The organism is Pseudoroseicyclus tamaricis, from assembly GCF_012070395.1.
Lineage (GTDB): Bacteria > Pseudomonadota > Alphaproteobacteria > Rhodobacterales > Rhodobacteraceae > Pseudoroseicyclus_A > Pseudoroseicyclus_A tamaricis.
In genome coordinates, this window is sequence record NZ_JAAFYS010000002.1 from 956,871 (window position 1) to 969,351 (window position 12,481).

12 protein-coding genes and 1 tRNA gene are annotated in these 12,481 nt (G+C 69.2%); 8 read left to right on the top strand and 5 right to left on the bottom strand.

What is annotated here, in order from left to right; all coding sequences use genetic code 11:
• The first annotated feature begins 68 nt into the window (after positions 1–68).
• Positions 69–1,472, top strand: coding sequence for a glutamate--tRNA ligase (gene gltX, locus GY170_RS10990; RefSeq protein ID WP_163893489.1), 1,404 nt, complete (start codon positions 69–71; stop codon positions 1,470–1,472).
• Between the two features lie 96 nt (positions 1,473–1,568).
• Entirely contained in the window at positions 1,569–2,864 is a 1,296-nt protein-coding gene (gene gltA, locus GY170_RS10995) for a citrate synthase (protein WP_163893491.1), read from the top strand.
• A 116-nt stretch (positions 2,865–2,980) separates the two neighbouring features.
• Here the strand turns inward: gltA and GY170_RS11000 are convergent, their stop codons facing one another.
• From GY170_RS11000 to GY170_RS11010, 3 genes are all read right to left on the bottom strand, one after another.
• Positions 2,981–4,111, bottom strand: a complete 1,131-nt coding sequence (locus tag GY170_RS11000) for a hypothetical protein (protein WP_163891226.1) — start codon at positions 4,109–4,111, stop codon at positions 2,981–2,983.
• A 107-nt stretch (positions 4,112–4,218) separates the two neighbouring features.
• The gene (locus tag GY170_RS11005; protein ID WP_163893493.1) at positions 4,219–5,583 is read right to left on the bottom strand and encodes a TolC family outer membrane protein; all 1,365 of its coding nucleotides are present in this window, start codon (positions 5,581–5,583) and stop codon (positions 4,219–4,221) included.
• 41 nt (positions 5,584–5,624) lie between these two features.
• Entirely contained in the window at positions 5,625–6,278 is a 654-nt protein-coding gene (locus tag GY170_RS11010; RefSeq protein WP_163893852.1) for a protein-L-isoaspartate O-methyltransferase family protein, read from the bottom strand.
• A gap of 159 nt (positions 6,279–6,437) precedes the next feature.
• On the opposite strand from GY170_RS11010, the gene GY170_RS11015 reads away from it, so the two are divergent.
• Positions 6,438–6,511: transfer RNA gene (locus GY170_RS11015), tRNA-Cys, on the top strand.
• A 356-nt stretch (positions 6,512–6,867) separates the two neighbouring features.
• On the opposite strand, the gene GY170_RS11020 is transcribed toward GY170_RS11015, so the two are convergent.
• Together GY170_RS11020 and GY170_RS11025 are read right to left on the bottom strand one after the other, a co-directional pair.
• Entirely contained in the window at positions 6,868–7,098 is a 231-nt protein-coding gene (locus GY170_RS11020; protein ID WP_163893495.1) for a DUF2842 domain-containing protein, read from the bottom strand.
• Positions 7,098–8,390: an adenylosuccinate synthase gene (locus tag GY170_RS11025; protein ID WP_163893497.1), complete on the bottom strand. Its 1,293-nt coding sequence runs from the start codon at positions 8,388–8,390 to the stop codon at positions 7,098–7,100. The genes GY170_RS11020 and GY170_RS11025 overlap by 1 nt, the downstream gene beginning before the upstream one ends.
• A gap of 182 nt (positions 8,391–8,572) precedes the next feature.
• Between GY170_RS11025 and GY170_RS11030 the strand changes: the two genes are divergently transcribed.
• The 5 genes from GY170_RS11030 (at position 8,573) to GY170_RS11050 (ending at position 12,414) form a co-directional block, all read left to right on the top strand.
• Entirely contained in the window at positions 8,573–8,962 is a 390-nt protein-coding gene (locus tag GY170_RS11030) for a DUF6524 family protein (protein WP_235924100.1), read from the top strand.
• Positions 8,959–9,150, top strand: a complete 192-nt coding sequence (locus tag GY170_RS11035) for a helix-hairpin-helix domain-containing protein (RefSeq protein ID WP_163893499.1) — start codon at positions 8,959–8,961, stop codon at positions 9,148–9,150. The genes GY170_RS11030 and GY170_RS11035 overlap by 4 nt, the downstream gene beginning before the upstream one ends.
• A 94-nt stretch (positions 9,151–9,244) precedes the next feature.
• A complete protein-coding gene (gene secG, locus GY170_RS18660; protein WP_163893500.1) occupies positions 9,245–9,790 on the top strand; it encodes a preprotein translocase subunit SecG in 546 nt (181 codons plus the stop codon).
• 196 nt (positions 9,791–9,986) lie between these two features.
• The gene (pyrG, locus tag GY170_RS11045) at positions 9,987–11,630 is read left to right on the top strand and encodes a CTP synthase (RefSeq protein ID WP_163893502.1); all 1,644 of its coding nucleotides are present in this window, start codon (positions 9,987–9,989) and stop codon (positions 11,628–11,630) included.
• Positions 11,631–11,706: 76 nt separating this feature from the next.
• Positions 11,707–12,414, top strand: a complete 708-nt coding sequence (locus GY170_RS11050; protein WP_163893504.1) for a calcium-binding protein — start codon at positions 11,707–11,709, stop codon at positions 12,412–12,414.
• Positions 12,415–12,481 lie beyond the last annotated feature (67 nt).

Sequence of the window (12,481 nt, forward strand, 5' to 3'; positions counted from 1 at the left end):
AGCTCCCCGAGCCTCTATCCCGCTCCTGCCGAGCCTCGTCCCGGATGGTGAATGAAAGGTTAACTCTCATGGCCCAACCCGAGGTCGTCACCCGCTTCGCCCCCTCGCCCACCGGCGCGCTGCATATCGGCGGCGCCCGCACCGCGCTGTTCAACTGGCTCTTCGCCCGTGGGCGCGGCGGCAAGTTCCTGCTGCGGATCGAGGATACCGACCGCGCCCGCTCCACCCCCGAGAACACCGCCGCCATCCTCGACGGGCTGACGTGGCTGGCGCTGGACTGGGACGGCGAGCCCGTCTCGCAGGCCGCCGGTGCCGCCCGGCATGCCGAGGTGGCGCAGGAGCTGCTGGCCAGGGGCGCGGCCTACAAGTGCTTCTCCACGCAGGAGGAGATCGAGGCCTTCCGCGAGCAGGCCCGCGCCGAAGGCCGCTCGACCCTCTTCCGCTCGCCGTGGCGGGATGCCGACCCGGCCACCCACCCCAATGCGCCTTACGTCATCCGCATCAAGGCACCGCGCGAGGGCGAGACGGTGGTGGACGATCAGGTGCAGGGCCGCGTGACGCTCAAGGCCGCCGAGCTCGACGACATGGTGCTGCTGCGCTCCGACGGCAGCCCCGTCTACATGCTCGCCGTGGTGGTGGACGATCACGACATGGGCGTGACCCACATCATCCGGGGCGACGATCACCTGACCAACGCCTTCCGCCAGAAGCTCATCTACGACGCGATGGGCTGGGACCTGCCGGTGATGGCGCATATCCCGCTGATCTTTGGGCCCGACGGCAAGAAGCTCTCCAAGCGCCACGGCGCCACGGGGGCGGCGGAGTACCGCGCCATGGGCTACCCGGCGGCGGGGATGCGCAACTACCTCACCCGGCTCGGCTGGTCCCATGGGGATGACGAGTTCTTCACCGACGCGCAGGCGCGCGAGTGGTTCGACCTCGGCGGGATCGGCAAGTCCCCCTCCCGGTTCGACACCAAGAAGCTGGAGAACCTTTGCGGCCAGCAGCTCGCCATCGCGGACGATGCCGCACTGCTGCAAGAGCTGGAGGACTTCCTCGCCGCGACCGGCGCTCCGGCCCTGTCGGAGCCCGAGCGGGAGGCGTTGGGGGCGGCGGTTCCGGTGGCCAAGCAGGGCGCCAAGCTACTGCCGCAAGTCCTTGAAAAGGCGCAGTTCGCGCTCGTCTCACGCCCGCTGGAGCCCGACGAGAAGGCGCAGAAGGCGCTCGATCCGGTATCCCGTGGTATACTGGCTGAATTGACGCCGCAGCTGCAAGATGCTAGCTGGTCCCGCAGCGATCTCGAGGAGGTGGTGAAGGCTGTCGCAGAGGCACATGGGCTCGGGCTCGGCAAGCTGGCCGCCCCCCTGCGTGCCGCCCTCGCAGGCCGCGCCACCAGCCCGAGCGTGTTCGACATGATGATGGTCCTCGGCCGCGACGAATCCCTCGCCCGCATTGCCGATCAGGCCGCGTGACAGAAAACCTTTGCCCCTTTGCGTCACGCTGGGGGCAGAAGAGTCTGGTTGAGGCCCTGCTCCCCTCGGGGCGGCCTTAAGCATAAGGGGATGAACATGCCTGATACGACCAAGACAGCGACCCTTCAGATCGGAGAGGACAGCTTCGAGCTGCCCATCCATTCGCCGACGGCGGGGCCGGACGTGATCGACATCCGCAAGCTCTACGGGCAGGCCGGCGTGTTCACCTACGATCCGGGCTTCACGTCGACCGCCGCTTGCGACAGCACCATCACCTATATCGACGGCGAGGCCGGTGTGCTGCTGCACCGCGGCTACCCCATCGACCAGCTGGCCGGTCAGTCGCACTACCTCGAGGTCTGCTACCTGCTGCTCTACGGCGAGCTGCCGAGCGCCAAGCAGCTGGAGGATTTCGAGCAGCTGGTGACGAATCACACCATGCTGCACGAGCAGATGCAGTACTTCTTCCGCGGCTTCCGCCGTGATGCGCACCCCATGGCCATCATGGTCGGCGTCGTCGGCGCCATGGCCGCCTTCTACCACGACTCGACGGACATCTCCGATCCGCACCAGCGCGAGGTCGCCTCGATCCGCCTGATCGCCAAGATGCCGACGATCGCGGCGATGGCCTACAAGTACTCGATCGGCCAGCCCTTCGTGTACCCGCGCAACGATCTCGATTACGCGGCCAACTTCCTGCACATGTGCTTCTCCGTCCCCGCCGAGCGCTATGACGTCTCGCCGGTGCTGGCCCGCGCGATGGATCGCATCTTCACGCTCCACGCCGATCACGAGCAGAACGCCTCCACCTCCACGGTGCGGCTGGCCTCCTCCTCGGGCGCCAACCCGTTTGCCTGCATCGCCGCCGGCATCGCCTGCCTCTGGGGCCCCGCCCATGGCGGCGCCAACCAGGCGTGCCTCGAGATGCTGCGCGAGATCGGCACGGTCGACCGCATCCCCGAGTTCATCGAGCGGGCGAAGGACAAGAACGATCCCTTCCGCCTGATGGGCTTCGGCCACCGCGTCTACAAGAACTTCGACCCGCGCGCGACGGTGATGAAGGAGAGCGCCGACGAGGTGCTGGAGCTGCTGGGCATCGAGGACAACCCGGTGCTGCAGGTGGCCAAGGAGCTGGAAAAGCAGGCCCTTGCCGATCCCTACTTCACCGAGAAGAAGCTCTTCCCGAACGTCGATTTCTACTCCGGCATCATCCTCGAGGCGATGGGCTTCCCCACCGCCATGTTCACGCCGATCTTCGCGCTCGCCCGCACCGTCGGCTGGATCAGCCAGTGGAAAGAGCAGCTCGCCGATCCGCAGCTGAAAATCGGCCGCCCCCGCCAGCTCTACCTTGGCGAGACGCAGCGCGATTACGTGGATATCGAGAACCGCTGAGCGTCGGAGACATGAGCATTGGAAGAGCGGGGCCCCTGCCCCGCTCTTTTTCTTTGTGGTGAAGACAGGTTGAAGGCGCGGCGCTGCCGTCGTGACGGCCCGCCGCCCCTTTCGGGTTAGCGTGTCTCGTCGGACGAGAGCGCGCGGTAGATCTCGCGGCGGACGAGCTTGCGCACGTTCCGCGTGATCCGCTCGCCGAGCTGGCCCTGCAGCTCCTCGCGGATGATCTCCGTCACCATGCGGCGGAGGGCGGCCTCGTCGATGGCACTGGAAGCGAAGGCCGCATCGAGCGCGCCCTCGGCACCCGGCAGATCCTCCGGCTCCTCGTCCTCCTCGATTTCCTCCTGCGCGGCGGCGAGGGCCCGGGCCCAGGCGGCGGCGGCCGGCGCCGGCCCCTCGGGCGGCGGGACGATGGGCGGCAGATCGGGCTCCGCCTCCGCGTCGGACGGCAGAGGAGAGACCAGCCGCAGCGGGCTGCGCGGCGAGGACGCGACCTCGGGTTCGGGTGCCTTGGCTTCGGGTTCGGGTGCCTCGGCTTCAGGCTCGGTCGCCTCGGGTTCGGAGGCCTCCGGCGCCTCCCCGGCCTCGCGGCGGGAGAAGGCGGCTTCGAGGCTGGCGATCTCGTCGGCAAGGCTGCGGTCTTGCAACGGCTCGCTGGCGGGAGTTGTCTGGACGGCGGAACCGGCGGCCAGCGCCTCCTCCTCCTCGTCTTCCAGCTCGGGGCCGATGCGCGGGCCATCGTCCAGCTCCGCCTCGTCCTCCTCATCAGCGTCCGCCTCGGCAAGAGGAGCCTCCAGGTCCTCCATCATCGCCGGCCGTTCAGCCGGACCCTCCGGGTAGAGCCAGGAATCGACGGACCACTCCTCGTCCTCTGCCGGCGCCTCGCCCTCCTCGGCCGCTCCCTCTTCACCGGCGTCCTCGCGGGCGAGGTTCGCGGCGTCGGGGGGCAGCGCCCAGTGCTCCTCCCCTTTCGGCGGGGCGGGCTTGCGCAGCGGGGGCTTCGGCATCAGGGGCTCGGGGGCCGGCGCCGCCTCCACGACGGGCGCGGCCGGCTCCGGCGCAGGCTCCGGCATCCGCTTCGGCGCAGCATCCTGCTCCGGCTGGACGCGTTGTGCCTGGGTGAGGATCAGGCGGCCGGGATTGCGGCGGGCGGCGCCATGCGCCTGCGCGCGTTCGCCCTCCGACACCAGCCGGCGGATCGAGGCCAGGACGTCCTCGATATCAGCGTTCTTCGCGGGATCCGACATGTGCTCTGCCCTTTTTTGGCCGAGTCTAGTCGCCAATCCTTACCAAGCAAACCGCTAAAGGAGCGCATTTGACGAAAGCCGACCGGGCCGTCCGGCCCGGCCAACGCTCAGTTCTGACCGATGGCCTCCAGCACCCGCTCCAGCGCCTGCCCCTGCTCGGAGGTGCGCGTCGGCGAATCCTGCACGAGGTTGTAGTAGGCCGAGGGGTCGTAGATCTGCACGTGCAGGCCGAGGCTCTGCGCCGTCAGCAGCCCCATGGCGGCGAGGACGGCATAGGAGGCGATGGTCTCGTCCACCTGGGCGGAGATGAGGTTGGTGCGCGCGTCCAGCAGCTCCTGCTCGGCGTTGAGCACGTCGAGCGTGGTGCGCGAGCCGAGCGAGGCCTCCTCCCGCACGCCATCGAAGGCGACGCTGGCGGCATCCACCTGCCGCTCGTAGGCGACGGCGCTGGAGCGGGCCACCTCGAGGAAGGACCATGCGTTGCCGACCGCCTGCTCCACCTGCTGCGCGGTCAGCAGCAGCTGCGCGCGCGAGGCATCGCGGCGCGACATGAACTGGCGGATCTGGCTGGAGAGCCGGCCGCCTTGGTAGACCGGCCCGCTGAGCGAGAGCGAGAAGTTGCGCCCGACATTGCTGTCCTGGTCGATCCCGACGCCGGCGGAGACGCTGACGTTCGGCCCGAGGGCGGCCTGCGCCCGCTCGATGTTCAGCTCCGCCGCCGCGACGGCGTGCTGGGCCTGGATGATCGAAGGATGGTTGCGCAGCGCCCAGGCCTTCGCCTCGGCGAGCGTCCGGTTGATCGGCGCGGGGCCCGGCCATTGCAGCGTCCCCGGCTCGCGCCCGACGGCCACCTGGAACTCGTAGACAGCCCGCACGAGCCCGCCCTGCTCGGCGGCGAGCGCCGACCGGGCGGCGGCGAGCTGCGCCTCGGCGAGGGAGACATCGGTGCGGGTGATCTCCCCCACCTCGAACCGGTCCTCCGCCGCGCGCAGCTCCCGCGTGATGAGGCGCACGTTGTTCTCGCGCATGGAGACGAACTCCTGCGCGAGGCGCAGGTTCAGGTAGGCCTCCACCACGCCCTGCAGCACCTGCTGCTCGACGTTGATGAGCGAGGCGCGGGTGGCGAGCACGTTCTCCTTCTGCGCCGCGATGGCGAGCCGGCCGGCGCCGCCGTCATAGACGGTCAGCTGGCTGGAGAGCTGCAGGTTGGCGGAGACGAGATCCTGCAGGCCGCCGAAGGTATCGAAGGTGCTGGAGGCGCTGGCTGACCAGTTGACGACGGGCAGCAGCGTGGCGTTGGCCTGGGCGACATCCTCGTCGGCGGCGCGCAGCAGGGCACGGTTCTGTTCCAGAAGCCCCGAATGCTCGTAGCCGTGGGCCATGGCATCCGCGAGGGTCTCGGCCCTGGCCGCATCCGCGAGCGGAGCTGCCAGTAGCGCCGCGGTCGCGGCGCGCATCAGCCATTGTTTCATCCCGGGTCTCCTGCTCGCCTCTTGCTGGATGCGTTTTGACGTCACAATGCGAAAGACTGCTCCGCATGGAAGCCGGGCAGCACCGGCGCGCCCGCGTGAAAGAGATCGCGCCAGTGCACGACCCCGTCGATCTTTGTGCCGCAGCGCGCCGTGCAGTTGGCCCCCTGCACGAAGACGGCCGCGATGCGCCCCAGCTCCTTGAGCTGGTCTGTCAGCGCCGCGGGCACCTGGTCCACCGCGCCCTCGATGAGGATGGCGTCATAGGGGCCGCTCTTCGCCGCGCCCTCGGCCAGGGGGCCGGTGAGGACGGCGGCATTGTCGACCTCCTGCTCGGAGAGGATGGCCTCCGCCTCGTCGGCGAGGGCCTGCTCCTCTTCCAGCGCGACGACGAACTCGGCCATGTGGGCGAGGACGGCGGTGCTGTAGCCCTGCAGGCAGCCGACATCGAGGATGACATCCTGCGAGTCGATCTCCAGCGCGTCGAGCAGCTTGGCGAAGGTTCGCGGGGCGAGGAGCATCCGCCCCGGCGCCACCGAGAGGTTTTCGCCCGTATAGGCGGCCTCGCGCAGCCGGCCGGGCACGTAGCGCTCGCGCGGGACATGCAGCATGGCGGCGATGATGGGATATTTCGTCACATCCGACGGGCGCACCTGCGTGTCGACCATCATTGTACGGCGGCGGGCGAACTCGGGCATGGCTGCTTCCCCATGGAACTTGCGGGGCCAGGCGGCACGTGTGGCCATTCGGCTCTCCGGCCGGTGATGCCATAGCTTCCCCGCCCCTTCAACGCCCGATCGCGCCTCGTGCCGGCGTCTTGCAAGCGCTGTGGCGCTCCTGTATCAGAGCCGGGCTCAGGCGAGTGGGCAGGTAGGTTATGCAGCGGATTGCAAATCCGTCTAGACCGGTTCGATTCCGGTACTCGCCTCCAAGCATCCCCCAGAAACATCCGATAATGGCCCTTGCCCTCGTGGCGGCGCCCAGACGGGGGAGTACCGGCTGACAGAGTTCGGCCCCGGCCTCGGCAAGGCGTTCTGGGAGGTTCAGGAGCGACGCCGCCCGGCGGCGAAAGGGTCGGCCAGACATCGCGGTCCGGATGCCTCTCCGGGACGCCTGCCCCCCTTCACAGCCCGTGCACGGCGCGTGCACCACGTGTGCACCGTCCGGTCACGTCGCGGGGCGCTGCCGCCCCCTGTCTTTGGTCCCAAAAATCCCGGGGGTGAATTGGCCATCGGCCAAGAGGGGGCAGCGGCCCCTGCCCGGCCTCCGCCCCCGTGCAGCGCCTCCTCAGGAGTCCCGCCGCTCCGCATCCGGGTCTTCCTTCCCCACCCCCCGGAACACTGCCTTCAACGGCAGGGCCCAGACGACGCCGAGGGCGATGTAGATCAGTAGTTCCGCCCAGATCGGCGGGCGGGGGATGGCGCTCATGATCACGACCGCCACCATGATGTAGCCCGGCAACCCGATCACGAGGACAAGGAGGGAGAGGCGCCGGCGGGCTTTGTAGGAGAGGGCCATCAGTCGGCGAAGGGGTCTGTGACGAGGATGGTGTCCTCCCGCTCCGGCGAGGTGGAGACCAGCGCGACGGGCGTGCCCACCAGCTCCTCGATGCGGCGGACGTACTTGATCGCCTGGCCGGGGAGGTCCGCCCAGCTGCGGGCGCCGGCGGTGCTCTCCTGCCAGCCGGGCATCTCCTCGTAGAGGGGGGTGCAGCGGGCCTGCTGGTCGGCGGCGGTGGGCAGGTGATCCAGCTTGCGGCCGTCGAGCTCGTAGCCGGTGCAGATGCGCAGCGTCTCGAACCCGTCGAGCACGTCGAGCTTGGTCAGCGCGAGGCCGGAGACGCCGGAGGTGGCGCAGGTCTGGCGGACGAGCACGGCGTCGAACCAGCCGCAGCGGCGCTTGCGCCCCGTGGTGGTGCCGAACTCGTGCCCCCGCTCGCCGAGGCGCTGGCCGTCGTCATCGAAGAGCTCCGTCGGGAAGGGCCCCTCGCCGACGCGGGTGGTGTAGGCCTTCACGATCCCAAGCACGAAGTCGATCGCCCCGGGGCCGACGCCCGTGCCCGTCGCCGCCTGCCCGGCGATGACGTTGGAGGAGGTCACGTAAGGATAGGTGCCGAAGTCGATGTCGAGGAGTGCGCCCTGAGCCCCCTCAAAGAGGATGCGCTTGCCGGCGCGGCGCGCCTCCGTCAGCACCTTCCAGACCGGCTGGGCATAGGGGAGGATCTGCGGCGCGATGCCGCGCAGCTTCTCGATCAGCGCCGCCCGGTCCACCGGCTCCAGCCCCAGCCCGGCGCGCAGGGCGTTGTGATGCACCAGCGCCCGGTCGACCCGCAGCTCCAGCGTCGCCTCGTCGCCGAGATCGGCGACGCGGATGGCGCGGCGGCCGACCTTGTCCTCATAGGCCGGGCCGATGCCGCGGCCGGTGGTGCCGATCTTGGCGACGGAATTCTGGTTCTCCCGCGCGCGGTCGAGCTCGCCATGCAGGGGCAGGATGAGCGGCGTGTTCTCGGCGATCATCAGCGTCTCGGGGGAGATCTCCACCCCCTGCCCGCGGATCGCCTCGATCTCCTGCACGAGGTGCCAGGGGTCCAGCACCACGCCGTTGCCGATGACGGAGAGCTTGCCGCCCCGCACGACGCCGGAGGGCAGCGCGTGCAGCTTGAAGGTCTCCCCGTCGATGACGAGCGTGTGGCCGGCGTTATGACCACCCTGGAATCGGGCGATGACATCGGCCCGCTCGGAGAGCCAGTCGACGATCTTTCCCTTGCCCTCGTCTCCCCACTGGGTGCCGACGACCACGACATTCGCCATGAGGGCGCTCCTTATTTCGCATGCCAAACCGGGCGGGGTATAGCGCCGGCGCCACGCCCGCTTCAAGGGCGCGCGGGCCCGGGTGGACAGGTGGGGCCGCCGGGCCCTACGCACGGGCAGTGGGTTAGATAAAAGTTTAACGATCCCGAGTGGGGCAATTCACCCTAAGACAGGCACAGATTATGGCACTGCAGTTTTTCATGCGCTGGAGCTTCGCGGGGCTTCTCGTGGCGATGACGTACAACCCGACACCCTGGAACTACCTCTCCTGGTTCGCCCGCCACCGGCTAGACCAGCTCCCCCTCGCCGCCGTCATGGGGCTGGCGCTCGCCATCGGCTACGTGGTGACGCTGCGGGCGACGGTGCGCGCGCTGGGGTTGACGGGCGTACTGCTCGTGCTCGGCCTCGTCGCCGCGGTGACGTGGCTGGCGCTCGACCAGGGGTGGCTGACGCTGCAGACGCCGGATGGCCGCATCTGGCTGGCGATCTTCGCCGCCTCGGCCGTGCTCGGCATCGGCCTCTCCTGGTCGATGGTCCGCGGCCATGCACCAGAGGGCGCCGGCGCGTCGTGAGTGACTGGCCGAACGGCGTCGCGGCGCCGGCGCGGCGGGCCCTCGCCGCGGCCGGCGTGACAGGGCTGGAGGATCTGACGGGCTGGCGCGAGGAGGACCTCGCGCAGCTCCACGGCATGGGCCCGAAGGCGCTGGCGGCGCTGAAGGGGGCGCTGGCTGAGAAGGGCCTCACGCTGAGGGAGCCCTGAGTGCCCGCGGTCTGCCGCTGCGATGCGGCGCCCCTTCATGCTTGCGCTCCTGCCGGCCGGGTTCTAGATACCCCCCGTTGCACCGGGAGCCCCAATGGAAACCGTCCTCCTCATCATAGATCTGCTGATCGCACTCAGCCTGATCGGCGTCGTCCTCCTGCAGCGCTCCGAAGGGGGCGGGCTCGGCATGGGCGGCGGGGGCGGTGGCGGCGTGATGTCCGGCCGTGCCGCGGCGGATGCGCTCGGCCGGGTGACATGGGGCCTTGGCGCGGCGTTCTTCGTCTGCACGCTGGCGCTGACGATCATCTCCGCCAACAACTCGGCCGGCGCCTCGGTGGTGGACCGGATCCAGCCCGTCGGCGGCGGCGCCGACACCTCGCTGCCCGATCTGGGCACCTCGCTGCTGCCGCCCTCCGCCGAGGAGAGCGGGCCGGTGGTGCCGGATGCCGGCGCGACGTCTGCGACGCCGGAAGGCTTTGTCCTGCCCGAGGCGGACGCGACCGAAGGCGACCTCTCCCTGCCCGAGTCCGGGCTCGAGTCTGGGCCCGAGGCGGAAACGCCGGCGGAGGGCGAGGTCATCGAACTGCCCGTCGACGTGATCGACGAGGCGGAAGAAGAGCCGGCGCCCGCCGGCAACTGAGCGGCCCGAGGCCGGTCGCGGGGTTGGGGCCCCGCGCCGCCACAAGGGTTTGTAACCCCTCCAAACCCCGCAACATGATATTGAGGCTCGGTGTGGACAGGGACCGCCGAATCCGCCTATGATTGAGTCCCGTGGTACTGGTGGCCGAGGCCTCCGGTCCGTCCGCATTTTGCCAGACTACGGGAGTTTCCATCGCATGGCGCGCTATGTCTTCATCACCGGCGGTGTGGTGTCCTCTCTCGGCAAGGGGCTGGCCTCGGCCGCCCTCGGGGCCCTTCTGCAGGCGCGCGGCTTTTCGGTGCGGCTGAGAAAGCTGGACCCGTATCTCAACGTCGACCCGGGCACGATGAGCCCCTTCGAGCACGGCGAGGTCTTCGTCACCGATGACGGGGCGGAGACGGACCTCGACCTCGGCCATTACGAGCGCTTCACCGGCGTCGCGGCGCGGCGGAGCGATTCCGTCTCCTCCGGGCGGATCTATTCCAACGTGCTGGAGAAGGAGCGCCGGGGCGACTACCTCGGCAAGACAATCCAGGTGATTCCGCACGTCACGGACGAGATCAAGGATTTCATCGCCATCGGCGACGACGAGGTGGACTTCCAGCTCTGCGAGATCGGCGGCACCGTCGGGGATATCGAGGGGCTGCCCTTCTTCGAGGCCATCCGCCAGTTCAGCCAGGATCGGCCGCGCGGGCAGTGCATCTTCATGCACCTGACGCTGCTGCCGTGGATCAAGGCCTCGGGCGAGCTCAAGACCAAGCCGACGCAGCACTCGGTGAAGGAGCTGCGGAGCATCGGCCTGGCGCCCGACATCCTCGTCTGCCGCTCCGAGGGGCCGATCCCCCAGAAGGAGCGGGCGAAGCTGGCGCTCTTCTGCAACGTGCGGCCCGACAGCGTCATCGCCGCGCAGGACCTCTCCACCATCTACGACGCGCCGCTGGCCTACCACCGCGAGGGGCTGGACCAGGCGGTGCTGGATGCCTTCCAGATCTCCCCTGCCCCGCGGCCCGAGCTGACGAAGTGGGAAGATGTCTCCGATCGCATCCATCACGCCGAGGGCGTGGTGCGGGTGGCGATCGTCGGCAAGTACACGCAGCTCGAGGACGCCTACAAGTCCATCGCCGAGGCGCTGACGCATGGCGGCATGGCGAACCGGGTGAAGGTGAAGGCCGAGTGGATCGACGCCGAGATCTTCGAGCGGGAGGACCCTGCCCCGCAGCTGGAGCGCTTCCACGCCATCCTCGTGCCCGGCGGCTTCGGCGAGCGCGGGACGGAAGGCAAGATCGCCGCCGCGAAGTTCGCGCGCGAGCACAAGGTGCCCTACCTCGGCATCTGCCTCGGCATGCAGATGGCGGTGATCGAGGCGGCGCGGAACGTCGCGGGGGTGGAGAAGGCCGGATCGGAGGAGTTCGACCACGAGGCCGGCGTGCGCCGCTTCGAGCCCGTGGTCTACCACCTCAAGGAGTGGATCCAGGGCAACCATTCGGTGCGCCGCAAGGTCGATGACGACAAGGGCGGCACCATGCGCCTCGGCGCTTATACCGCCATGCTCACCGAAGGCTCCCGCGTCGCCGAAATCTACGGCTCCAGCGAGATCGAGGAGCGGCATCGCCACCGCTATGAGGTCGACACCAAGTACCGCGAGCAGCTGGAGAGCGTGGGCCTGTGCTTCTCGGGCATGAGCCCGGACGGGCGGCTGCCGGAGATCGTGGAATGGTCGGACCACCCGTGGTTCATCGGCGTGCAGTTCCACCCCGAGCTGAAGTCGAAGCCGTTCGATCCGCATCCGCTCTTCGCCAGCTTCGTGCGGGCGGCGCTGGAGACGAGCCGGCTGGTCTGAGACGGCGGGGGTGACAGGACGGCGCCCTCTCGCCCAGCCTCGGCGTCATTCACCCGAGTGACTGACGAGTATTGCCATGCCCCGCATTTCCTACGACCCCGGCACCGACGGGAACGACACCTTTTCCCCCACCCCCGCCCGCGACGTTTTCTTCGGCGGTGTCGGCGATGACGAGATCGACGGCGGCGCCGGCAACGATTTTCTCGATGGTGGCGCGGGGGCGGACACGCTCTTCGGTGGCTCCGGCTGGGACTGGCTGCTCGGCGGCGACGGGGATGACCTGATCTACGGCGGAGACATGGGCCGGCTGCGCGGCGGGGCGGGCGACGATGTCATCCATTCCGGCGACGGGGATATCTACGCCATCGGCGGCGACGGCGACGACGTGATCCACGGCGGCACCGGCGCCGGCTGGTTCCAGGGCGGCCGGGGCAGCGACACGATCTTCGGCGGCAGCGACTTCGATTACATCAAGGGAGGCGACGGCGACGACATCCTCTTCGGCGGCGTCGATGACGACCAGCTGGAGGGGAACGGCGGCGCCGACCACTTCGTCTTCCGCGCCGGCGAGGGGCAGGACCTGATCGTCGATTTCGAGGATGACGTGGACACGCTCTGGCTCGACCCCGCGCTCTGGGGCGGGGAGGAGATGAGCGCGGAAGAGGTTCTGGAGGCCTTCGCGGTGGAGATCTACAACCTCGTGCTGATCTTCCCCGACGGCTCGTCGGTCGTCCTCCTCACCCCGTCGGCCGAGGAGATGGTGGACGATATCGCCTTCCTCTGAGCCGGCCGCTAAGGCGGGCTCACCGGCACATGGCCGAAGACTGGCGCCGGCCGCCCCCAGGGGGCGC

Excerpts from the sequence above, each read along its gene's own strand:
- gltX (WP_163893489.1), top strand. The coding sequence starts at position 69 with ATGGCCCAACCCGAGGTCGTCACCCGCTTCGCCCCCTCGCCCACCGGC.
- gltA (WP_163893491.1), top strand. The coding sequence starts at position 1,569 with ATGCCTGATACGACCAAGACAGCGACCCTTCAGATCGGAGAGGACAGC.
- GY170_RS11000 (WP_163891226.1), bottom strand. The coding sequence starts at position 4,111 with ATGTCGGATCCCGCGAAGAACGCTGATATCGAGGACGTCCTGGCCTCG.
- GY170_RS11005 (WP_163893493.1), bottom strand. The coding sequence starts at position 5,583 with ATGAAACAATGGCTGATGCGCGCCGCGACCGCGGCGCTACTGGCAGCT.
- GY170_RS11010 (WP_163893852.1), bottom strand. The coding sequence starts at position 6,278 with ATGCCCGAGTTCGCCCGCCGCCGTACAATGATGGTCGACACGCAGGTG.
- GY170_RS11020 (WP_163893495.1), bottom strand. The coding sequence starts at position 7,098 with ATGGCCCTCTCCTACAAAGCCCGCCGGCGCCTCTCCCTCCTTGTCCTC.
- GY170_RS11025 (WP_163893497.1), bottom strand. The coding sequence starts at position 8,390 with ATGGCGAATGTCGTGGTCGTCGGCACCCAGTGGGGAGACGAGGGCAAG.
- GY170_RS11030 (WP_235924100.1), top strand. The coding sequence starts at position 8,573 with ATGGCACTGCAGTTTTTCATGCGCTGGAGCTTCGCGGGGCTTCTCGTG.
- secG (WP_163893500.1), top strand. The coding sequence starts at position 9,245 with ATGGAAACCGTCCTCCTCATCATAGATCTGCTGATCGCACTCAGCCTG.
- pyrG (WP_163893502.1), top strand. The coding sequence starts at position 9,987 with ATGGCGCGCTATGTCTTCATCACCGGCGGTGTGGTGTCCTCTCTCGGC.
- GY170_RS11050 (WP_163893504.1), top strand. The coding sequence starts at position 11,707 with ATGCCCCGCATTTCCTACGACCCCGGCACCGACGGGAACGACACCTTT.